This window comes from Amycolatopsis heterodermiae, assembly GCF_034929455.1.
Lineage (GTDB): Bacteria > Actinomycetota > Actinomycetes > Mycobacteriales > Pseudonocardiaceae > Amycolatopsis > Amycolatopsis heterodermiae.
The window spans coordinates 509,934-531,127 of record NZ_JAYFSI010000003.1 but is presented as its reverse complement, the minus strand read 5'-3'; the positions used below and the strand labels follow the sequence as shown (position 1 = coordinate 531,127).

Sequence of the window (21,194 nt, the reverse complement as noted above, 5' to 3'; positions counted from 1 at the left end):
CGCGGGTGCCCGAAGGGGCAATTGCCTTTAAGGGCAGAGATCGGTTCCCGCGGGCCTAGCCGCACGGTCGTTTCGCGCGGAGCGCGCGGGCAGCAGGATCGCCGAGGACAAGACTTGTGCGTCGACAAGGGAGGCACGCATGCCCACCTATCTCACGCCGGGGGTGTACGTCGAGGAGATCGAGGCGGGCGCACGGCCGATCGAGGGCGTGGGCACCGCCGTCGCCGCGTTCGTCGGCTTCGCGGCGGACGGTCCCTTCAACACCCCGACGCTGGTTTCCAACTGGGGCCAGTACACGCAGGTCTTCGGCGACTTCGTCGAGGGCTGCTACCTGGCCCAGTCGGTCTACGGCTACTTCCTCAACGGGGGCACCAACTGCTACATCGTCCGCGTCGGCGGGCCGCGCACGCAGGACAACGGCTCGGCGCCGAAGCAGATCACGGCACGCCAGGCGGTGCTCGGCGGCTACCGCTTCGTCGCGAAGGAACTGCCGGACGGCAAGAAGCAGGCCGGGGAGATCACCGTCGAGGTGGCCGAGCCGACCGGCGACAGCCCCGCCGACGACCGGTTCACCGTGCTCGTCCGGCAGGACGGCAAGGTCGTCGAGACGCACAACGTCACGACCAAGCGCACCAAGGAGAACGTCGTCACGGCGGTGCGGGAGAAGTCCGCCTTCATCACCATCGAGGAGGTCGCCACCGGCAGCGCGGCCGCCAAGCCCGACCGGGGCGCCGCGGTGCTCGTCGAGCCGCCGCAGGCACCACCGGTCCCGCGCCGGGTCGCGGCCGGCGACTACGTCGGTGACGTCGCCGACCGCACCGGATTCGGTGGCCTGGAAGCGATCGACGAGATCACCATGGTCGCGGTGCCGGACCTGATGGCCGCCTACCAGCGCGACCTGATCGACCTCGACACGGTCAAGGCCGTGCAGCTCGCGATGATCGCGCACTGCGAGCTGATGGGCGACCGGATGGCGATCATCGACCCGCCGCCGGCGCTCAACCCCCAGGAGGTCCGGAGCTGGCGGATGGACGGGGCCGGGTACGACTCGAAGTACGCGGCGCTGTACTACCCCTGGGTCCAGGTGCTCGACGCGGCGACCGGAACCAACGCGTACGTCCCGCCGAGCGGCCACATGGCCGGCGTGTGGGCCCGCACCGACGCCACCCGCGGGGTGCACAAGGCGCCGGCCAACGAGGTCGTCCGCGGCGCGCTCGCGCTCGAGACGCACCTGACCAAGGCCGAGCAGGAGCTGCTCAACCCGATCGGCGTCAACTGCGTGCGGTCGTTCTCGGGCAAGGGCATCCGGGTCTGGGGTGCGCGGACGCTGTCGAGCGACCCGGCGTGGCGCTACCTGAACGTCCGGAGGCTGTTCAACTACCTCGAGGAGTCGATCCTCGGCGGCACGCAGTGGGTCGTGTTCGAGCCGAACGACGACGCGCTGTGGGCGCGGATCCGGCGCACGATCAGCGCGTTCCTGGTGATGGAGTGGCGCAAGGGCGCGCTGTTCGGCCTGACCCCGGAGGAGGCCTTCTTCGTCAAGTGCGACCGGGAGACCAACCCGGCCGAGGGGATCGACCTCGGCCAGGTGATCTGCGAAGTGGGGATCGCCCCGGTGAAACCGGCGGAGTTCGTGATCTTCCGACTGGCCCAGATGTCCGGCGGCACCAGCCTGGTCAACGAGTAGTGAAAGGACTCCGACATGGCACTTCCCGATCTTGACAAGGCGGTGGGCCACTCCTTCGGCCTCGAGATCGACGGCGTCCAGATCAAGCAGATCTCCGAGGTCTCCGGCCTCAAGATGGAACAGGACGTCATCGAGCTCAAGCAGAACACCGTCGACGGCAAGTACGTCATCAAGAAGCTCCCCGGCCGCCCCAAGGCCGGCGAGGTGACGCTGACCCGCGGCCTGACCGACGACAACAGTTTCGAGAAGTGGGTCAAGGACGCGCACTTCGGCAAGATGGCGTCCGCGCGGAAGGGCGGCGCCATCATCGTCTACGACTACGAGGGCACCGCGCTCAAGCGCTACAAGCTCACCAACGCGTGGCCGAAGAGCCTGGAGATCGGTTCGCTGAAGGCCGGCGACACCAGCGTGCTCACCGAAAAGATCGTGATCACCTACGAGCAGATGGAAGTCGAGTGAGCCGATGCGCAGGGTGATGGCGTCGGCGCCGGCCGAGGAGGCCCCGGCCGCGGCGGCGGTGGGGGAGCCCCGGGCGGAACGGCCGAAGCTGCGGACGGAGTTCGCGTTCGAGCTCCCGCGCGGGTACGTCGACGACGAGGGCCGGGCGCACCACTCCGGGGTGATGCGGCTGGCCACCGCGCGGGACGAGCTGATCCCGCTGCGGGACGACCGGGTGCGCGAGAACTCGGCGTTCCTCACGGTGGTGCTGCTGGCGCGGGTCATCACCCGGATCGGCGACATCACCGACGTGCACGCCGGGGTCGTCGAGAACCTCTTCGCCTCGGACCTGGCGTTCCTGCAGGACATGTACCGCCGGATCAACAGCGAGGGACACACCAGGGCGGGCGTCGCCTGCCCCGAGTGCGGCCACGGCTTCGTCGTCGACGTCGCTGGTGGCCGCCTGGGGGAATCGTGACGTACGCGGCCGACCGGCTGCACGAGGAGGTCGCGTACGTCGCCTACCACCTGCACTGGTCGCTCGACGACATCCTCGACCTCGAACACCCCGACCGGTTGACCTACGTCGCCGAGATCGCCCGGATCAACACCCGGATGAGCCAGGGACGGTGACGCTGGAATGTGGTGGAGCAGGAGGGAGGCGAGCCCGCCCCCGGAACCCGCGGCGGCGGCCCCGGCCGCGCTGCCGGTGACCCGCGCGCACTGGCGGAGCGTGCCGCCGATCCAGCGCGTCGTCGAGGAGCACCCGCTGGTCAACCCGGTGCAGCGGTTCAGTGCTTCGCTGACGTCCTGGCGGAGCCCGGCCTACCTCGAGCCGCTCGGCCACCGGGTGGGTCCCGACGAACCCGCCGGGGTCATCGGTGACCTCGCCCGGCCCCGTGCCCTCGAGACGCCCGCGCCCGTCATGCCGGTGGTGCAGCGTGAGACGCGCAAGCCGAGCGGGCTGTCCCCGCTGTGGGGTGCCTCGGTGCAGCGCGACGCCACGCCGGTTCTGGAACAAGCGGAACCGTTGCCGTCCGAGGAACCGGCCGCCCCGCCGATGCCGGCCCTGGTGCTGCCTGCCGTCGCCCCGGGCGAGGTCGTGCGGCCGCTGACGTCGGCCGGCGCGACGGCCGTCCCGCCGGTGCGGACGATCCAGGCGATTGCCGAACCGTCCCCCGTGGAGGTCGCCGTGCCCGATCCGGTGGAACCTGCGCGGCCCGCGCTGCCGGTCGTCCAGCGGATCGAGCAGGCGGCCCCACGACGGCTGGGACTCGGCGCGCCGATCCTGCCGGAGCCCGCCGCGGCTCCTCCGACGGCCGGTGCGGTCGAGACCACGGTCCGGCCGCCCGACGACGTCCCGGCCCCGGCGGAGAGCACGGCCGGCGCACCGCTCCCGGTATCGCGACCGACGGCGCTCCAGCGTGTCGTGCCATCGGCACCCGAGCCGGAGCGGTCGTCGCCGGTCAACACCTTCCGCCCGCTCGACACCCCGGAGATCCGGACCGCCGAGCCGCCCGGCACACCGGGCGGCTCGACGAGCGTTTCCCCGGCACCGGCGCAGCTGTCCTTACCGGTGGCGAAGGCCATGCCGTCTTCGCCGACGGGCGCCGTCGAACCCTCCCCGCTTCCGGTGGCCCGGACCGCCGAAGGTCCTCCTCTGCTGGTGGCACGTTCCGTCGAGGACTCGCCTGCCCTGGCACCACGCCCGGCCGAGCCGCCGGCGCTCCTGATGCCGCGGGCCATCGAGGGCTCGCTTGCTGTCACCCGGGCGATCGAGAACCCGGCGGTCTCGGTGGCTGGAGGCGTCGAGGGTGCGCCGCTTCCGGTGACACGCGCGGCCGAGCTCCCGGCACTCCGCAGCACACGGGCGGCCGAGGTACCGGCTCTTCCGGTGGCTCAAGCGGTCGAGGGGTTGCCGCCGCTTCCGGTGACGCGTGCGGCCGAGTCCCCGGTGCTCCCCGGGATACGGGCGGCCGAGACGCCGGCGCTTCCGGTGGCTCGAGCTGTCGAGGGCTCGCCGCTTCCAGTGGCGGCGGAGTCCCCGGCACTCCGCAGCACACGGGCCGCGGACGCACCGGCTCTTCCGGTGGCTCGGGTTGTCGAGGGCTCGCCGCTTCTGGTGACCCGCGCGGCCGAGTCCCCGGTGTTCTCCGGGATACGGGCGGTCGAGGCATCGGTACTTCCGGTGGCTCGGGTTGTCGAGGGCTCGCCGCTTCCGGTGACCCGCGCGGCCGAGTCCACGGTGCTCTCCGGGATACCGGCGGCCGAGGCATCGGTACTTCCGGTGGCTCGGGCGGTCGAGGGCTTGCCGCCGCTTCCGGGGACGCGCGCGGCCGAGTCCCCGGCACTCCGCAGCACACGGGCCGCCGAGGCACCGGCGCCTCCGGTGGCTCGGGTCGTCGAGGGCTCGGCGCTTCCGGCGGCGTCCCCGATACTCCCCGGGACAAGTGCGGCCGAGGCATCGGTACTTCCGGTGGCTCGAGTCGTCGATGGCGCGCCGCTCCTTCCGGGGGCGCGAGCGGCCGAGGTGCCTGCGCTTCCGGTGGCACGAGTCGTTGATGACGCGCCGCTCCTTCCGGGGGCGCTAGCAGCCGAGGTACCGGCACTTCCGGTCGCTCGAGTCGTCGAAGGCGCGCCGCCCCCTCCGGGGGCGCGAGCGGCCGAAACTCCGACGCTCGCGCTGGCGCGGGCCGTCGAGGGCTTGCCGTTTCCCCTTACCCGGGCGATCGAGAATCCGGCAGTCCCCGTGGCTCGAACCGTCGAGGGCTTGCCGTTTCCCCTCACCCGGGCGATCGAGAATCCGGCAGTCTCGGTGGCTCGAGCTGTCGAGGGCTTACCCCTTCCGGTGGCGCGCACGGCCGAGACACCGGTACTTCCGGTGGCCCGAGCCGTCGAAGGATCTGGAGCCCCGGTGACGCGAGCGGCCGGGATCCCGGCGCTCCCGGTGGCGCGCACCCTCGAAGCCCTGGCGCCGAGGATCCTGCCGCCGGCCGATTCGGCGCGCCACAACGAAAGCGCGCCACTGCCGGTCGCACCGACGACGCCGGCCGCGGAACCACTGCCGGTCGCGAGATTCGCGGACCACGCCCAACCATCCACTGTGGACGCAAAGTCGGCGGCCCACCAAGACAGCCTCCCCCCGATCGTCCAGCGCGAGCCGGTGCCCGAACCCGCGCCGGCCGCGCAACCGGCGGCGGACCACGCCGCCGTGCCGCCGGAAACCGAGGAGCTGGTCAAGAAGCTGTTCGACCCGCTGCTGCGCCGGCTGAAGACCGAACTCCGTCTCGACCGTGAGCGCCGGGGTGCGCTCACCGACCGCTCGCACTGAAGGAGAAGCCGATGCCGGACACCGATGAGGCCGTCGCCGTGTGCTACGTCGTCAAGCTGGACGACAAGAACCTCGGCAACCTCGGCGCGTTCTCCAGCTGCGACGGGCTGGGCTGCGAGTTCGTGATGGAGCAGCGGGAGGAGGGCGGCAACAACGGCATGGTCTGGCAGCTGCCGACCCGGATCAAGTACTCGAACATCAAGCTCTCCCGCCCGGTCACCGCGGCCAGCTCGCAGATCACCAAGTGGTTCGCCAGCCTGGCGAGCGGGGTCGAGCGCAAGACCGCCACGATCGAGGCCCGCACCCTCGAAGGCACCGTGATCGCCAGCTGGGCGCTCGAGGGCGTCGTCCCGGTGCGCTGGAGCGGGCCGCAGCTCTCGCCCGACTCGCCCAAGGTCGCCACCGAGACCCTCGAGCTGGCGCACCACGGTTTCCTCACCCCGGCGAAGAAGGGCTAGCCATGTCCTCGCCCGTCACGTTCACCTCGGCCGGGTCGCAGCCCCCGGCCGCCTACGGCTCCGGCGAACCGGCGCCGAACAACCTGCAGCGCGCCCTGCTGGACGTCCGCAAGCCGCCGCAGTCCGGCGGGACCGGCCAGCCGGGCGCCCAGCTGTTCGAGATCAAGTTCCAGTTCAACCCCAAGGAGCTCTCGCTCAGCAAGAACGCCAAGTGGGCGCGCGACCCGCAGCGCAACGCGAAGAAGAGCGGGGCACCGGAGTTCAAGGGCTCCGATCCCTGCAAGCTCACCCTGGAGATGTTCCTCGACGCCACCGACAAGATGGACGACGCCGTCGTCAAGAAGGTCGAGCAGCTGTTCACCTGCTGCGTGGCCACCGAGGAAAGCCGCCAGCACGGCAAGGGTTCGCCGCCGTGGGTGATCTTCAAGTGGGGCGGCATGACCGGTTTCCCCGCCTACGTCGCCAGTGTCACCGCGAAGTACACCCTGTTCACGCCGTCGGGCACGCCGGTGCGCGCGGTCTGCACGGTGAACCTGGAGGAGATCGCGGGCGAGCTGAGCGGCCAGAACCCGACGTCGGGCGCGCTCGCGGCGCGGGACACCCACGTGCTCGTCGCGGGCGATTCGCTGCCGTCGGTGGCGTTCCGGGCCTACGGCGACGCCGGGAGGTGGCGCGAGATCGCCGCCGCCAACGACATCGACGACCCGATGCGGCTGCGGCCCGGCACGCGGCTCCTGGTGCCCGCGCTGGAGGAGCTCGATGGCTAACGAGAGCTTCGCGAACAACCTCCTCGTCGAGGTCGAGGGCAACCCGCTTCCCGACGACGTCAAGACGCTGCTCGGCCACGCCTACGTCGACGACAGCCGGAACCTGCCGGACGCGTTCGTCCTGCGCTTCCGCGACTCCGGGCACGTCGTGCTGGACAAGGGCAAGTTCAAGGTCGGCGCGAAGATCAAGCTGAAGGTCCAGACGTCCGACCCCGAAGGCCCGCAGGACCTGCTGTCGGGCGAGGTGACCGCGGTCGCGATCGACCTCGACCGGATCGGCACGTTCACCGAGGTCCGCGGGTACGACCACGCGCACCGGCTGTTCCGCGGCCGCCGCGTCGCGGCCTACCCGAACATGACGATCGCGGACGTCGTGCGCAAGGTGGCGCAGCGCGCGAACATCGCGCCCGGGAAGATCGACGACGTCAAGGGCTTCGGCGGCCGCCCGGACACCCAGCTCAGCCAGGACAACGTCAGCGACTGGGACTTCCTGTCGCGGCTGGCCGACGCGGTGGGCGCGCAGATCGCCGTGCGCGACGGGAAGCTGAACTTCGAGCTCCCGGAGAAGCCGTCCGGCGCGCCCGCGACCACGGCCAAGGCGACCGCCGACCCGCTCGTGCTCGAGGCCCACCGGACGCTGGTCAGCCTGCGCGCCAGCGTCACCGCGGCCGAGCAGGTGCCCGAGGTGCAGGTCCACGGCTGGGACTACGAGAACAAGAAGGAGATCAGCGCCACCGCCGTCCCGAAGAACGCGGGCACGGAGGTGCCGGGCGTGGATCCGGTGGCCCTGGCCGGCAAGTTCGGCAGCCCGCCGTTCCTCGACGCGGCCTCGCCCCGCCGCACCCAGGGCGAGGCGGCCGCGACCGCCCGGGCGCTGGCCGACCGGTTCGGCAGTGCCTGCACCGAACTCGACGGGGTCGCGAAGGGCAACCCGAAGCTGCGCGCGGGCACCCCCGTCACGCTCACCGGCGTCGGCGCGCCCTTCTCGGGCAAGTACACGCTGACCAGCACCCGGCACCTCTTCAACGCCGACGTCGGCTACACCACCGAGTTCACGGTGTCCGGGCGCCAGGAACGCTCGCTCTACGGCCTGGTGGCGGGCGGCGCGAAGGGCTCGTCGTGGCCGGGTGTCGTCCCCGCCGTGGTGACCGACCTCAAGGACCCGCTGAAACTCGGCCGCGTCAAGCTGAAGTTCCCGTGGCTGTCGGCCGAGTTCTCCAGCACGTGGGCCCGCACGGTCCAGGCCGGCGCGGGCGCCGGGCGGGGCTCGCTCGTGCTGCCCGAGGTCGGCGACGAGGTCCTGGCCGGTTTCGAACACGGCGACTTCGAGGCGCCCTACGTCCTCGGCGGGCTGTACAACACCAAGGACACCACGCCGACGTTCAGCAAGGCCGTCGTCGACGGCAACAGCGGCGAGGTCGCCGTCCGGGGCTTCGTCTCGCGGAAAGGCCACAAGCTGGAGTTCGCCGAGGACGACGGGATCGTCCTGTCCTCCGGCGACGCGAAGTTCGTGGTCAGGATCGACCAGAAGAACCAGGTCATCGAGGTGACCAGCGGCAAGAGCGTCACGGTCAAGGCGAAGAACGGCGTGAGCATCGATGCCGGGACCGGGCCGCTGGTGCTCGAGGGCCAGAAGGTGACGGTGAAGTCGCAGACCGACGCCGGCATCGAGGCGGCCGGCCAGCTCAAGCTGAACGGCACCGCGGGCGTGAAGGTCGAGGGCGCCACGGTTTCCGTCGCGGGCCAGGGCCAGGCGGAGCTGACCGCGAGCGGTGTCGTCACCGTGCGCGGCGGCGTGGTCAAGATCAACTGACGGGGGAGTGCGCATGCCACCAGCCGCGAGGGTCGGCGACCCGACCGGGCACCCGGGCGTCATCGCGGGGCCCGGCGTGCCGACCGTGCTCATCGGCGGGGTGCCCGCCGCCACCGTCGGGACGCCGCACACCTGCTCGTTCCCGCCGCCGGCGGTGCACCCGCCCAGCACGATCGCACCACCGGGCTGCCCGACGGTGCTGATCGGCGGCCTGCCCGCGGCGCGCATGGGCGACCTGGCCGCCTGTGGTGCGCCGATCGTCCTGGGCTGCCCGACCGTCATGATCGGAGGCTGACGTGGACTTCCTCGGCAGGGGGCTGGCGTTCCCGGTGCACACCGACGCGACCGGCTCGATCGCGCTGGTCGGCGGCGAACGCGAGGTCGTCGAGAGCATCCGGCTGATCCTGGCGACCGCGCCGGGCGAACGCCCGATGCGCCCCGAGTTCGGGTGCGCGGTGCACGACCTGGCCGCCTGTGGTGCGCCGATCGTGCTGGGCTGCCCGACCGTCATGATCGGAGGCTGACGTGGACTTCCTCGGCAGGGGGCTGGCGTTCCCGGTGCACACCGACGCGACCGGCTCGATCGCGCTGGTCGGCGGCGAACGCGAGGTCGTCGAGAGCATCCGGCTGATCCTGGCGACCGCGCCGGGCGAACGCCCGATGCGCCCCGAGTTCGGGTGCGCGGTGCACGACCTGGTGTTCGCGCCCGCCGACGCGGCGACCGCCGGGCAGATCGCCTACGAGGTAAGGACCTCGCTGGAGCGCTGGGAACCGCGCATCACGCTCACCGACGTCGTGGTCGGGTTCGCCGAGGCCGACCGGGGGACCCTGCTGATCGACATCCGCTACACCCTGCGCGGCACGAACGACCCGCGCAACCTCGTCTTCCCGTTCTACGTCATCCCGCCGCACGAGTCCCCCGAGGACGGTGCGTGATGTCCCTGCCGATGCCCAACCTCGACGACCGCCGGTTCCAGGACCTGGTCGACGAAGCCAAGTACCTGGTCCAGCGCAACTGCCCGGAGTGGACGGACCACAACGTCTCCGACCCCGGCGTCACCCTGATCGAGACGTTCGCGCAGATGGTCGACCAGCTGCTCTACCGGCTCAACCGGGTGCCCGACCTGCACTACCTGCGCTTCCTCGACCTGATCGGGGTACGCCTGTTCCCGCCCGCCGCGGCACGCGCCGACGTGACGTTCTGGCTCTCGGCCGCCCGGGACGTCCCGGTGGTCGTCTCCGCGGGCAAGCAGGTCGCGAGCGTGCGCAACGAGGTCGAGGACCCCGTGGTGTTCACCGTGGAGCGCACGCTGAACATCGTGCCGTGCTCGCTCACGCACCTGGCGACCAGCACGTCCGACACCGGCCTGCCGCCGGTCGACCGCACCGGCGAACTGCTCGTCGGCGGTGGCCCCGCGGTCTTCTCCGAGACCCCGGCGCCCGGCGACGCCGTCCACTTCGGACTCTCGGACGCCGTGCCCGGCTGCGCGGTGCTGCTGCGGCTGGACTGCGAGGTCGAGGGCCAGGGCGTCGACCCGCGCGACCCGCCGTGGCTGTGGGAGGCGTGGGACGGCACCGGCTGGGCGGCGTGCGAGGTCGACCGCGACAGCACCGGCGCGTTCAACCGGGCCGGGGACATCGTCGTGCACGTTCCGGAGGGGCACACGATGTCGGTGCTCGCGCGCGGCCGCGCGGGCTGGATCCGGTGCCGCCTGGTCGAGGCCCAGCCGAACCAGCCGTTCTACCAGCGTTCGCCGCGCCTGCACGCGGTCGAGGCCTCGACCATCGGCGGCACGGTCGGCGCGGTGCACGCCGAGGTCGTCCGCAACGAGATCGCCGGGACGTCGGCGGGCACCCCCGGCCAGCGCTTCCCGCTCGGCCGCAGCCCGGTCGTGGCGGGGGACGGCGAACTGGTCGTCGAGGTCTCCGGGCCGGACGGCTGGCAGCAGTGGACCGAGGTGCGGTCGTTCGCCGACTCCGGGCCGGACGACCGGCACGTGCTGCTCGACCGCGTCGCCGGCGAGATCGCGTTCGGCCCCGCGGTGCGCCAGCCCGAGGGCGGCGTCCGGTACTACGGCGCGGTGCCGGCCAAGGCCGCCGCGATCCGCGTGCCCGAATACCGCTCCGGTGGCGGCCGGCGCGGCAACGTCGCCCGCGAGGTCCTCGAGGTGCAACGGGATCCGATCCCGTTCGTCAGCAGCGTGGTGAACCGGCGGCCCGCGACCGGCGGGGTGGACGGCGAGTCGGTGCGGGACGCGGCCGTGCGCGGCCCGCTCGTGCTGCGCACCCGCGATCGGGCGATCACCGCGGAGGACTACGAACAGCTCGCCCGTGAAGCCGCGCCCGAAGCGGCTCGCGTGCGCTGCATCCCGGCGCACGGCACGGACGGCCGCGAGACCGGGGCGATCCGCGTCCTGGTCGTGCCCGCCGTGCCCGACACCGGCGAGCTCGCCTTCGCGACCCTGACGCTCGATCCGGGCATGCGCGGCCGGATCGAGCGGTACCTCGACGAACGGCGCTGCGTGGGCGCGCTCGTGTCCGTGGAACCGCCGTTCTACCAGGGCGTAACAGTGGTCGCTCGGCTGCGGGCCCGCCGCCGGACGACGCCGGGCACGCTCGGCGCGCGGGCCACCCAGGCCCTCTACGACTACTTCAACCCGCTCAGCGGCGGTCCGGACGGGGCCGGCTGGCCGTTCGGGCGGCCGGTGCAGTCGGGCGAGGTCTTCGCGGTGCTGCAACGGCTTCCCGGCGTCGAGCTGGTGGAGGACGTGCGCCTGTTCGCCGCGAACCCGATCACGCGCGAACGCGGCGACCAGGTCGACCGGCTCGACCTGCCGCCCCACGCGCTCGCGTTCTCGTTCGGGCACCAGGTCCGGGTCCGGGAGGCCGGCGGATGAGGACCGGCGTCCCCGGGCTGGCGAGCCCGCACCCGATCGGCGAGCAGCTGCCGGCCGTCTACGCCGAAGACCGGTTCGTGCAGGGCTTCACCGGGGCGCTCGACGAGGTGCTCGCGCCGGTTCTGTACACGTTGGACAACGTCGCCGGCTACCTCGACCCGGGGCTGGCGCCCGAGGACTTCGTCGGCTGGCTGGCGCACTGGGTCGCGCTGCGCGTCGACGAGAGCTGGAGCCCGGCGCAGCTGCGGCAGCTGGTGACGCGGTCGGTGGAGCTGCACCGGTGGCGCGGCACCCGGCGCGGGCTCGCCGAGCACGTGGGGCTGCTGACCGGCGGCGCGGTCGAGGTGACCGACAGCGGCGGTGTCGTCGCGTCGCCGGAGCCGGGCGCGCCGCTGCCGGACCCGGGACCGCCCTGGGTGCAGGTGCGCGTGCGGGTGCCCGACCCGGCCCGGGTCGACGTGCGGCGGCTGACGGCGACGGTCGTGGAAGCGGTGCCCGCCCACGTGCGGGTCACGGTGGAAGTGCTGGAGGGGTAGCGGATGGTCATCTACGCGGAGTGCGGGCACCAGGGTCCCGCCGACGTCGAGTTCTGTGGCGAATGCGGCCAGTACCTGAAGTGGGACGACGACGGGCCGGTCGCCGTGGCGCGGCAGCCGGTCGCCCTCCAGCAGGTCGTGCAGCCCGCCGAGCCGGTCGCGCCGGCCCGGCCGCCGCAGCGGCAGGTCGCCGAAGAGGAGGTCCTCAGCCCCGGCGACCTGATCTGCGGCCGGTGCGGCAAGGGCAACGCGCCCAGCCGGAACTTCTGCAGCCGGTGCGGCGAGTCGCTGGCCGAGTCGCAGGTCGTGAAGACGTCGTGGTGGCGCAGGTTGTTCGGCCGCAAACCCAAGGAGCACCACGCGGGCGAACGGCCGGGCAAGGACGGCGTCCGCCGCCGGACCGGGCGGGCCGGGGCCGCGCGCCGCCAGGCCGGCAAGGTGATCCGGCGGGCGATCACGGTCGCGCTGCTGCTCTCGGCCCTCGTCTACGCGCTGTACCAGCCGTTCCGCGGTGCGATCAACACCGCGGCGACCGGGCTGTGGGGCCAGGTGACCGGGGTCTTCGAGGCCAAGCTGAACCCGGTCCGCCCGACCAAGGTGACCGCGAACGCGCAGTCGCCCGGCCATCCGGCGACCCTGGTCAGCGACAACGCCACCAACACGTTCTGGTCGGCTCCGGTGACCCCCGAGCCCGCGCTGGTGTTCACCTTCGACCACGCGGTCGACCTGCGGCAGGCGATCGTGCATTCGGGCAACGCCGCCGACCTGCAGTCGACCCACCGGCCGGCGAAGGTGCACCTGGTGTTCTCCACCGGCAAGACCTACGACCTCGTCCTGGCGGACACCCCGGACGAACAGAAGGTCCCGATCGAGAACAGCGCCGGCGCGACCAGCGTCGAGCTGCACGTGGTCGGGCTGCACCGCTCGCTCAACGGCACGGAGGTCGCGATCTCCGAGATCGAGCTGTTCGAGGCCGGCTGAGCCACCGAAGTCCGGGAAGGGTTGACCATGCGCGCGAACCGAGCGGTGGCCGGGATCGCGGTCGCCGGATTGCTCGGCGGCTGGGCGATCAGCGGGGCGTTCTCCCCGACCGAGGCGCAGGCGCCGCCGCCGGGGCCCGCCGTGCCGTACCGCGTCGGCTACGTCAGCGCGGCCACCACGGGCCTGGTCCAGGCGACCGGGGACGGCACGGTGGCCGCGCTGCCGGCGGGCGCCGGGAGCGTCGACTCCGACGCGTCCGCGGGCACCGGGGGCGTGGTGTGGGTGAGCCACCGGGCCGCGACGGCCGGTGGCGCGGAGCGGGACGGCGAGCTCTACTTCCTCGCCGACGGTGCGCGGACCCCGGTGCGGCTGACCGCCGACGAGACCGCCGACGTCCATCCGGCTCTTTCCCCGGACGGCCGGTCGGTCGCGTTCGCCTCGGACCGCACCGGCAGCAGGAACCTGTTCGTGATCGGCGTGGACGGGCGTGGCCTGCGCCAGGTGACGTCCGGCCCGGCCGCCGACGACTGGCCCGCCTGGTCGCCCGACGGCACCCGGCTCGCGTTCGGCAGCACCCGCGACGACCCGGCCGGGGACATCTACACGGTCCCGGCCGCCGGCGGCCGGCCGTCCCGCCTGACCGCCGACCCGGCCGCGGACACCCAGCCCGCGTGGGGCCCGGCGCGGATCGCCTTCACCACCACGCGCTTCCACCCGGCCGGTGACGTGGTCCTGATGGCGGAAACCGGGGGCGCGGTGACCCGCGCGGTCCCCGACCCCGGTGACTCCTCCGAGCCCGCCTGGTCGGCCGACGGCACCCGGCTGGCGTTCGCGACGCACGCGGCGGACCCGCTCGGCGACGTCGAGCAGATCTCCGGTGGCCGGGTGTCGGTCATCTCGGCGGTGCCCGGCACCGGTGAGACCGAGCCGACCTTCCGCGCCGACGGGCAGCCGGTGTTCACCGAGCTGCGATCGGGTGACACCACGGACATCTGGAGCTCCGACGCGGCCGGCGGCGACCGCCGGGACCTCACCCACCGCCCGGACGCCGACGAAGCCGACCCGGCGTTCTCTCCGGACGGCACGCAGCTGGCCTACACGGAGTTCGCGCCCGGCGAGTCCGCGGAGGCCCGGATCATGGTCGCGAACGCCGACGGCGGCGCGCCGCGGGCGTTGACCGGTGCCTCGGAGGGCGAGCGGGAGGGGCATCCGGCGTGGTCGCCGGACGCGACGATGATCGCGTTCACCACCACGACGTTCCCGGGCGAGAGCAGGCAGGACTCCGTGCGGATCGCGCGGGTCGCGGACGGCCGGGTCCTCGGTGACGTCCCGGTACCGCCGTATCTCCGGGGCGACGACTCGCAGCCGGTGTGGTCCGCCGACGGCACGAAGATCACGCTGACCCGCGCGGCCACGAGGGCCGCCCCGCCGGGACCGTCCAGAGTGGACCCGGCGGTGGCCGACATCCCGGTCGGGCGCGGCACGTCGGCGTCGATCGACAAGACCGTCCAGACGGACAAGATCCCGGCCAAGCCCGACATCGTCCTGCTGATGGACCAGACCAGCTCGATGGGCACGGCGCTGGGCGACATGCAGGCGAACCTGACGCAGGTCATGGGGACGATCACCACGCAGCAGCCGCTGGCGCAGTTCGCCGCGGCGGCGTTCGGCGACCGCGACGACCCGGCCGACGTCAACAACCCGAACGGGCGCCTGTTCCAGGTGCAGCAGGACCTCACGAACGACCAGGCCAAGATCACGGACGCCTTCAAGAAGATCACGCCCGCCGGCGGTATCGACGTCCCGGAGGACTGGATCTACGCCCTGGACCGCGTGGCCACCGGGGCCATCGGCTTCCGGCCCGACAGCAGCAAGATCGTCGTGCTGGTCGGCGACGCGCCCAGCCACGACCCGAGCGGGAACTCCGAGGACCACACGAAGGGCGTCTCGCTCGCCGGCGCGATCAAGGACCTGCAGGACAAGGGCATCCGGGTCATCGGCGTGTCCGCCGCGGGCGGTGGCGGCGGCCTGGACAGCAGCCCGGACCACCAGGCGACCCAGGTGGTCGGCGCGACCGACGGCGTCCTGGCGAACTCGGCGCCGGACCAGATCAGCGCCGCGATCACCAAGGCCATCGGCGACCTGCCGGTGAAGGTGCAGCCGGTGCCGTCGTGCGACCCCGGCGTGACGCTTTCCTTCACGCCCGAAGGGATCCAGCAGGTGCCCGGCGGCACGCCCGCGCGGTTCGCCGAGACCGCGACCGTGGGACCGACCGCGCCGCTCGGCGCTTTCCTGCACTGCCGGATCGAGTTCCGGCTCGACGGCGAGCCCGCGGTGCGGCCGGGCTACACCGAGGACCTCACCGTGCGCGTCAAGGATCCCCGGCTGCCGTTGATCACGGTGCACGACAAGACGGTGCCCGGGACCGCGCCGACGGTGATCGAGTACCCCGCGACCGCGATCGACACCGACCGGGAAACCACGGTCACCCCGTTCTGCACCCCGTCCTCCGGCAGCCTGTTCCCGGTCGGGGCGACCACGGTGACGTGCACGGCGACCGGGGCGAACGGCACCGCGACCGAGACCGCGGTGATGGCGGTCGACCCGGGCGGGGAGTTCCGGCAGGAGCTGTGGCAGGTCGCGATCGGCCCGGGGCCGGACACCGTCGTCACGGGGACCCAGCGGGACCTCTCGCCGCTGTTCGGAACGCCTTGCGGCGCCGGTGGACAGGACTCGGCCGACGTTGCGCCGGACGGCGCGACGCTCGCGTTCTCGGCGGGCAACAGGCTGATCTGCGCGGCGGCGGCTGACGGTGGCCCGGGCCGGGTTCTCGTGCAGGACGCCGGATTCGTCGACCACCCGGCCTGGTCGCCGGACGGCGGGCTGGTCGCCTTCGACAGCTCGCCCGGGGAATCCCGGCCGAGCATCCAGGTCGTGCCCGCGGCCGGCGGCGCGCCCGCACTCCTGATCGCCGGCCCTGGCGGAGCTTCGCAACCGGCGTTCCAGCGGATCGCGGACGTCGCCGTGACCGCCACCGCCGTCCCGGCCCAAATCCCGTTCGAGGGACTCACGACGTTCGAATTCGTGGTCACCAACCACGGTGCCGCCGCCTCGCCCGGGGCCGGGCTGTTCGTCCGGCTGACGGCCGGCCTGCGGCCGCAGGCCCCGATCACCACCAAGGGCGCGTGCACGCCGGAGCTGGTCTGCACCTTCGGCACGCTCGCGCCGGGCGACCAGGCGCGGGTGCGGTTCAGCGCCACCGGCCTGGTGGCCGGGCCACAGGCCGCGACCGGCACGGTCACCACGGGAGGCCAGGACGCCGACGCGCGGGACAACTCCGCCGCGGCGGTGGTCGTCGTCGCCGAGAAGCCGGCGCCACCGGTCACGCCGGGGTCGTTGTCGGTGGGGCTGTCGGTGTCGGCGGTACCGCTGTTCGCCGGCGGTGACGACGTCGTGCTGACGTTCCTGGTGCACAACGGTTCCGGGGCACCGATGCCGGACGTCCGCCTGGTCACCCAGCTGCCGCCGCAGCTGCCCGCGACGTCGGTGGCGCCGGGGTGCGTGCCCGGCGGTGGCAGCTGCGCGCTGGGGACGCTGGCGCCCGGCCAGACCGTCGAGACGCGGATCTCGCTGGCGGCCAAGGCCGCGGCGGACACGCCGGTGTCCGGCACGGTCAGCACGAGCGGACCGGACACCGACACCGCGGACGACACAGCGAGTTCGCGGGTGGTGATCCGCCAGCCCGTGGTGCGGGTCGATCCGGACATCGGCGCCCTGGGCTTCGTGCCGCGCGTGACGGGCAGCGCCTTCCCGCCGGGCGCAACGGTCCGGCTGGCCTGGTCGGCCGGCATCTCGGCGACACCGGGGCTGGTCACCGTGGGCGCGGACGGGACGTTCCAAGCGCAGTTCCTGATCTTCCACCACGACCTGATCGGGCCGCGGACGCTGGCCGTGGACTCGGTGATCGGGCCGAAGTTCGGGACGGCCCGGTCGAACCCGATCCTGGTGGTCCTCCGCACCGAACAGCCCCCGTTCGTCACCCGCGGCTGAGGCTTCCGCCGTGCACTGCCCGTAGGGGCAACGCACGGCGCACGGCCGCACACCCGTCCGCCGGTGCCGGAGCGGGGACCGGGCGCGGAGACTCGGTGCATGGGAGCAACGGCGACGCTGTCCGAGGCCGGCCTGGTCGCGGAACCGGGCCAGGAGACGAGCTGCTCGGTGACCGTCCGGAACGCCGGGCAGGTCGTCGACCAGTTCGCGATCGACGTCGTGGGCGACGCGAGTGGCTGGGCCATCGCGGAACCCGCGACGGTCAACCTGATGCCGGGGGAGACGGGAACCGTCACCGTGCGGTTCGCGCCGCCGCGGACCTCCGACGTCCCCGCCGGCCTGATCCCGTTCGGGGTCAGGGTGTTCTCGAGCGAGGACCCCGCCGGTTCGGTCGTCGAGGAGGGCACGGTCCGGCTCGGTGCCTTCACCGACGTGACCGCCGAGATCGTCCCGGCCAAGGTGGAGGCCGCATCCAAGGCCGACTTCGAGGTCGCCGTCGACAACCGCGGCAACCGGCCGGTGGCGGTGGACCTGAGCCCGCTCGACCCGGAGGACGAGCTGGACTTCCAGCTCGAGCGCAACCGGGTCGAGCTGGCGCCGGGCCGGGCCGCGTTCATCCGGATGCGCGTCCGGCCGCGGAAGCGCTTTCTGCGCGGGCAGCCCGTCCGGCACCGCTTCCAGGTGTTCGTCACCGTCGAGGACGCCGAGCCGCTCAAGACCGAAGGCACCATGGTGCAGCGGCAGCGGCTCCCGAAGTGGCTGCTGCCCGCGCTCGCCGCGCTGCTCGTGCTCCTGCTCGCCCTCGTGACGCTGTGGTTCACCGTGCTGCGGCCCGCCGTGAAGTCGGCCGCTCGCGAAGCCGCCCAGGAACAGAACCAGGAGGTCGTGAAGGCCGCGCAGGACGCCGGAACCGGGGCCGACCAGGCGAAGAAGAACGCGGACCAGGCCAAGCAGAACTCCGAGCAGGCGATGAAGGCCGTCGGCCTGACCCCGCCGGGCGACAACGGTGCCGGAGCCGGTCCCGCGAGCACCGTGAAGGCGGCCGCCGACGGGACGCCGACGGACTTCCGGGTGGCCGCGGACGCGAAGCCCGACTCGAACGTCGACCGGTTCGCCGAGTTCCCCTACACCCTGCCGGACGAGAGCAAGACGCTGGTGGTCACCGACCTGGTCCTGCAGAACCCGCGCGGTGACACCGGAACCCTGCGCCTGCTGCGGGATTCCGGTGGCACGAAGAGCGTCCTGCTGGAGGTCGGTCTCGCGAACTTCCGCGACCTCGACCACCACTGGCTGCAGCCCTGGCGGTTCCAGCCGGGGGAGAAGATCGTGCTCGCGGTCAGCTGCCAGAACCCGGCGGATCGCGGCCACTGCACCCCGTCGGTCTCCTTCTCCGGCCGGGTCGAGTAGACCGTGCTAGATCAGCCCTTCCCGCATGGCGAACGCGACCGCGTGGGCGCGGTTGCGGAGCTGGAAGCGGTTGGTGATGTCGTGCAGGATCGACTTGACCGTCCGCTCGGAGTAGCTCAGCTCGTCGGCGATCTCCTTGGTCTCGAACCCGTCGGCGACCAGTTTCAGCACCCGGGTCTCCCGCTGGGACATCCCGGCGAGATCCCACCCGTTCGGCTGAAGGACGTCCCGTTGCAACCGCGACACCCGGGACAGCAGGCGGCCGAGGAGGTCGGGCGGCAGCGCGCCTTCGCCGGCGGCCGCGGCCTTGACGAGCCGGACGAGGGTGTCGGGCGTGGCGTCGGCCCGGCGGATGATCGCCGACACGCCGTTGCCCACGACGTCGAGCAGTTCCGAGTCCTCGACCTCGCCGGCGACCAGGACGATGCCCGCGTGTTTGGCGCACTGGAGGCTGCGCAGCAGCTGACGGGCGTCGTCGTTCAGCCGCTCCACGATGACCAGCATCACGGCGGGCTCGCCGGAGTCCCCGTCCGCGAAGCAGATTTCGGGACGTGATCGCAGGGCGGCGGTGACACCCGTGTGGGTGATGGTGTCGGTGGCGTGCAACAGAACCCGGACCTGGTCGGTGATCATCGTGAAGCCCCTCCCGCGAACGACGTCAGTTCCCTCCGGATCAAGGATCGTGCTCCGGGGGCTCGCCGAACAGGGACAGGGAGTCCCGATCTGTCCCGCATTTCGCTACTCCGATCGGGCAATGCCCGCCTCCTTGGCCTTGGCGATGGCCTGGGCGCGGTCGGTGACGCGGAGCTTGCGGAAGATGTGGGACACGTGGTTGCGCACGGTCTTCGGGCTCAGCACCAGCTGATCGGCGATCGACGCGTTGCCCATACCGCGGGCGATGAGCAGCATGATCTCCTTCTCTCGCAGGGTGAGTTGCGGGAACGACTCGTCGCGCGGGGTCGCTGCGCCCAGCAGGGACAGCACCCGGGTGGCGATCGCCGGGCTGAAGATGGCCTCGCCGTCGCCGATCACCCGGATCGCGCGGATGATCTGCTCGTTGCGCGCCCCCTTGAGCAGGTAGCCGCGGGCGCCCGCGCGCATGGCGGCGAACACGGCGGCCTCGTTCTCGAACATGGTCAGCATGAGCACGGCGGTGTGCGGGCTGGCGTGCACGATCCGCCGTGTCGCCTCGACGCCGTCGAGGCCGGGGAGGTTCAGGTCCATCAGGACGACGTCGGGTTCCAGCCGGCCCGCGTCGGCGACCGCGGTCAGGCCGTCGGCGGCCTCACCGGCGACCTCCATGCCCTCGGTGCCGTCGACCATCGCGCAGAGTGCCGCCCGCAGCACGGGATGGTCGTCCACCACGAGGACGCGCAGGGTCCCGAACACCGGCTCACTCCCTGCTGGCGAGCGGGAGCCAGGCGGCGATCCGGGTGCCCCCGGAGGGAACCGGCTCGACCCGGCAGCCACCGCCGAGGTCGCCGGCGCGTTCCCGCATCGACCGCAGTCCGGTCCCGCCGACCGCGGGAAGCGCTTCCCCGTCCGTGCCCACTCCGTCGTCGACGATTTCGACGTGCAGATCGCCGTCGCGTGGCCAAAGGTGGACGGTGCAGTGCCGGGCCCCGGAGTGGCGGGCCACGTTCACCAGTGCCTCGCGGATGATCCGGTACGCGGTGACCTCGACCTCCGCCGACAGCGGCGGCAGCTCGCCGCGGACCTCGACCTCGACCCGCAGCGGCCCGTGCTCGGCGGGCACCCGGTCGGTGAGGGTCTCGGCGTACCGGCGCACGGCCAGGACGAGCCCGGTGTCGTCGAGCGCCGGAGGGCGCGCGTCGGCCACGATCCGCCGCAGGTCGGTGATCGCGCCGAAAAGTTCGTCTTCGAGCCGGGCCAGGAGGAGCTCGGCGCGCTCCCGGTCCCGGGCGATCAGGTCGCGGGCCGCCCGCAGCCCGAGCACGGCGACCGCGAGCGTCGGCCCGAGCCCGTCGTGCAGGTCGTTGAGGACTCTCCTGAGCCGGTCTTCGTACCCGGCAGGACGAACAACGTCGGCGACGACGAATGTCCGGCGCATCTTCCCCCCGTCCGGCAGCATGGTCTGGTCCCCACCGAAACGAGGAACAGCTCTCGCGCGGGTGGTCCAACCGGCTGGTCCGTTTCCCGTAGCGGGATGGTCACCCGCTGTACTAGTCGCCGTATCCTCCCGCGGCGTTTCATCCCAGACACCCGGTTGAGGTCACGGTGTGATTCCGATGCGAAAGTGCCCGTAACGTAGCGGATCCCGAGGCCGTCCGGGTACTCCGTCTGCTGGCTGAGGTTTAGGAACGATTCACGAACTCAGCCGTCAACCGGTCGAAGTCCGACGGCTTCATGGGGCCCGGGGATCGTGGCCTGGGAGGGTGTTGTCGTCGCTCGGATGGGTTTGCTGCTCCCGAAATCGATTCTGTCTTGTATTTCGGAATGGTGTCGCGGGTCTGATTAATGGGAGCTTCATTCGCGCCATCAGACGGTCGAATTAGGTGGTGCATGCAGGGCTTGTGAACGTGATTCGCCTGTGGCCGTTTGATCGGAGAATCTGAGGGGCGTGTGCCGCGTGACATGCCTCAGGGGGTCTCAATGTCCGAAGCGACCATTGAAATGACGAAAGCCGCGTCCATCTGCGTGAACGTAGCTTGTGTGTCGGGCTGGCAGGATTCGAACCGGCGACCCCCTTGCGTTAATTCGGCAGTTGCCAGACCGGTGACCCGGGCATTGAAACGTGCGCTGACCTGGGCAGGTGTGTGTCGTCAATGTTGCTAATCGGGTTGTTACTTCAGTAGTCCGGTGTGGCGC

18 protein-coding genes and 1 pseudogene are annotated in these 21,194 nt (G+C 72.2%); 16 read left to right on the top strand and 3 right to left on the bottom strand.

Annotation, left to right across the window (positions count from 1 at the left end; all coding sequences use genetic code 11):
* The first annotated feature begins 139 nt into the window (after positions 1-139).
* From VA596_RS18285 to VA596_RS18210, 16 genes and pseudogenes are all read left to right on the top strand, one after another.
* Positions 140-1,687 carry a phage tail sheath family protein gene (locus tag VA596_RS18285; protein WP_323328661.1) on the top strand — a complete coding sequence of 516 codons (1,548 nt, stop codon included), beginning with the start codon at positions 140-142 and terminating at the stop codon, positions 1,685-1,687.
* 15 nt (positions 1,688-1,702) lie between these two features.
* The gene (locus VA596_RS18280) at positions 1,703-2,146 is read left to right on the top strand and encodes a phage tail protein (protein WP_323328659.1); all 444 of its coding nucleotides are present in this window, start codon (positions 1,703-1,705) and stop codon (positions 2,144-2,146) included.
* 4 nt (positions 2,147-2,150) lie between these two features.
* Positions 2,151-2,603: a hypothetical protein gene (locus VA596_RS18275; protein ID WP_323328657.1), complete on the top strand. Its 453-nt coding sequence runs from the start codon at positions 2,151-2,153 to the stop codon at positions 2,601-2,603.
* Positions 2,600-2,758, top strand: a complete 159-nt coding sequence (locus VA596_RS18270; protein WP_003098516.1) for a DUF6760 family protein — start codon at positions 2,600-2,602, stop codon at positions 2,756-2,758. Before VA596_RS18275 ends, VA596_RS18270 begins: the two co-directional genes overlap by 4 nt.
* A 7-nt stretch (positions 2,759-2,765) precedes the next feature.
* Positions 2,766-5,456 (top strand): hypothetical protein, encoded by a 2,691-nt coding sequence (locus tag VA596_RS18265; protein WP_323328655.1) that lies wholly within the window; start codon positions 2,766-2,768, stop codon positions 5,454-5,456.
* Between the two features lie 11 nt (positions 5,457-5,467).
* Positions 5,468-5,914, top strand: coding sequence for a phage tail protein (locus VA596_RS18260; protein ID WP_323328653.1), 447 nt, complete (start codon positions 5,468-5,470; stop codon positions 5,912-5,914).
* 2 nt (positions 5,915-5,916) lie between these two features.
* Positions 5,917-6,681: a CIS tube protein gene (locus VA596_RS18255; RefSeq protein WP_323328651.1), complete on the top strand. Its 765-nt coding sequence runs from the start codon at positions 5,917-5,919 to the stop codon at positions 6,679-6,681.
* Entirely contained in the window at positions 6,674-8,494 is a 1,821-nt protein-coding gene (locus VA596_RS18250; RefSeq protein ID WP_323328649.1) for a VgrG-related protein, read from the top strand. Before VA596_RS18255 ends, VA596_RS18250 begins: the two co-directional genes overlap by 8 nt.
* A gap of 13 nt (positions 8,495-8,507) precedes the next feature.
* Positions 8,508-8,789, top strand: coding sequence for a PAAR domain-containing protein (locus VA596_RS18245; RefSeq protein ID WP_323328647.1), 282 nt, complete (start codon positions 8,508-8,510; stop codon positions 8,787-8,789).
* 1 nt (position 8,790) lies between these two features.
* Positions 8,791-8,961: pseudogene (locus VA596_RS18240) on the top strand (GPW/gp25 family protein); the annotation flags it as partial.
* 58 nt (positions 8,962-9,019) lie between these two features.
* Entirely contained in the window at positions 9,020-9,430 is a 411-nt protein-coding gene (locus VA596_RS18235) for a GPW/gp25 family protein (protein WP_323328645.1), read from the top strand.
* On the top strand, positions 9,430-11,391 hold the full coding sequence (locus VA596_RS18230) for a putative baseplate assembly protein (RefSeq protein WP_323328643.1): 1,962 nt from the start codon (positions 9,430-9,432) through the stop codon (positions 11,389-11,391). Before VA596_RS18235 ends, VA596_RS18230 begins: the two co-directional genes overlap by 1 nt.
* A complete protein-coding gene (locus VA596_RS18225; RefSeq protein WP_323328641.1) occupies positions 11,388-11,927 on the top strand; it encodes a phage tail protein in 540 nt (179 codons plus the stop codon). Before VA596_RS18230 ends, VA596_RS18225 begins: the two co-directional genes overlap by 4 nt.
* Before the next feature lie 3 nt (positions 11,928-11,930).
* Complete coding sequence (locus VA596_RS18220; RefSeq protein WP_323328639.1) at positions 11,931-12,908, top strand: zinc ribbon domain-containing protein; 978 nt, start codon at positions 11,931-11,933, stop codon at positions 12,906-12,908.
* 27 nt (positions 12,909-12,935) lie between these two features.
* Positions 12,936-16,958 (top strand): VWA domain-containing protein, encoded by a 4,023-nt coding sequence (locus VA596_RS18215; protein WP_323328637.1) that lies wholly within the window; start codon positions 12,936-12,938, stop codon positions 16,956-16,958.
* Between the two features lie 99 nt (positions 16,959-17,057).
* Positions 17,058-18,365, top strand: a complete 1,308-nt coding sequence (locus VA596_RS18210) for a COG1470 family protein (protein ID WP_323328635.1) — start codon at positions 17,058-17,060, stop codon at positions 18,363-18,365.
* Positions 18,366-18,371: 6 nt separating this feature from the next.
* Here the strand turns inward: VA596_RS18210 and VA596_RS18205 are convergent, their stop codons facing one another.
* From VA596_RS18205 to VA596_RS18195, 3 genes are all read right to left on the bottom strand, one after another.
* Positions 18,372-18,998, bottom strand: a complete 627-nt coding sequence (locus VA596_RS18205) for a response regulator transcription factor (protein WP_323328633.1) — start codon at positions 18,996-18,998, stop codon at positions 18,372-18,374.
* Positions 18,999-19,103: 105 nt separating this feature from the next.
* Entirely contained in the window at positions 19,104-19,754 is a 651-nt protein-coding gene (locus tag VA596_RS18200; protein WP_323328630.1) for a response regulator transcription factor, read from the bottom strand.
* Positions 19,755-19,758: 4 nt separating this feature from the next.
* Positions 19,759-20,436 carry a sensor histidine kinase gene (locus tag VA596_RS18195; RefSeq protein WP_323328628.1) on the bottom strand — a complete coding sequence of 226 codons (678 nt, stop codon included), beginning with the start codon at positions 20,434-20,436 and terminating at the stop codon, positions 19,759-19,761.
* Between the last annotated feature and the right edge of the window lie 758 nt (positions 20,437-21,194).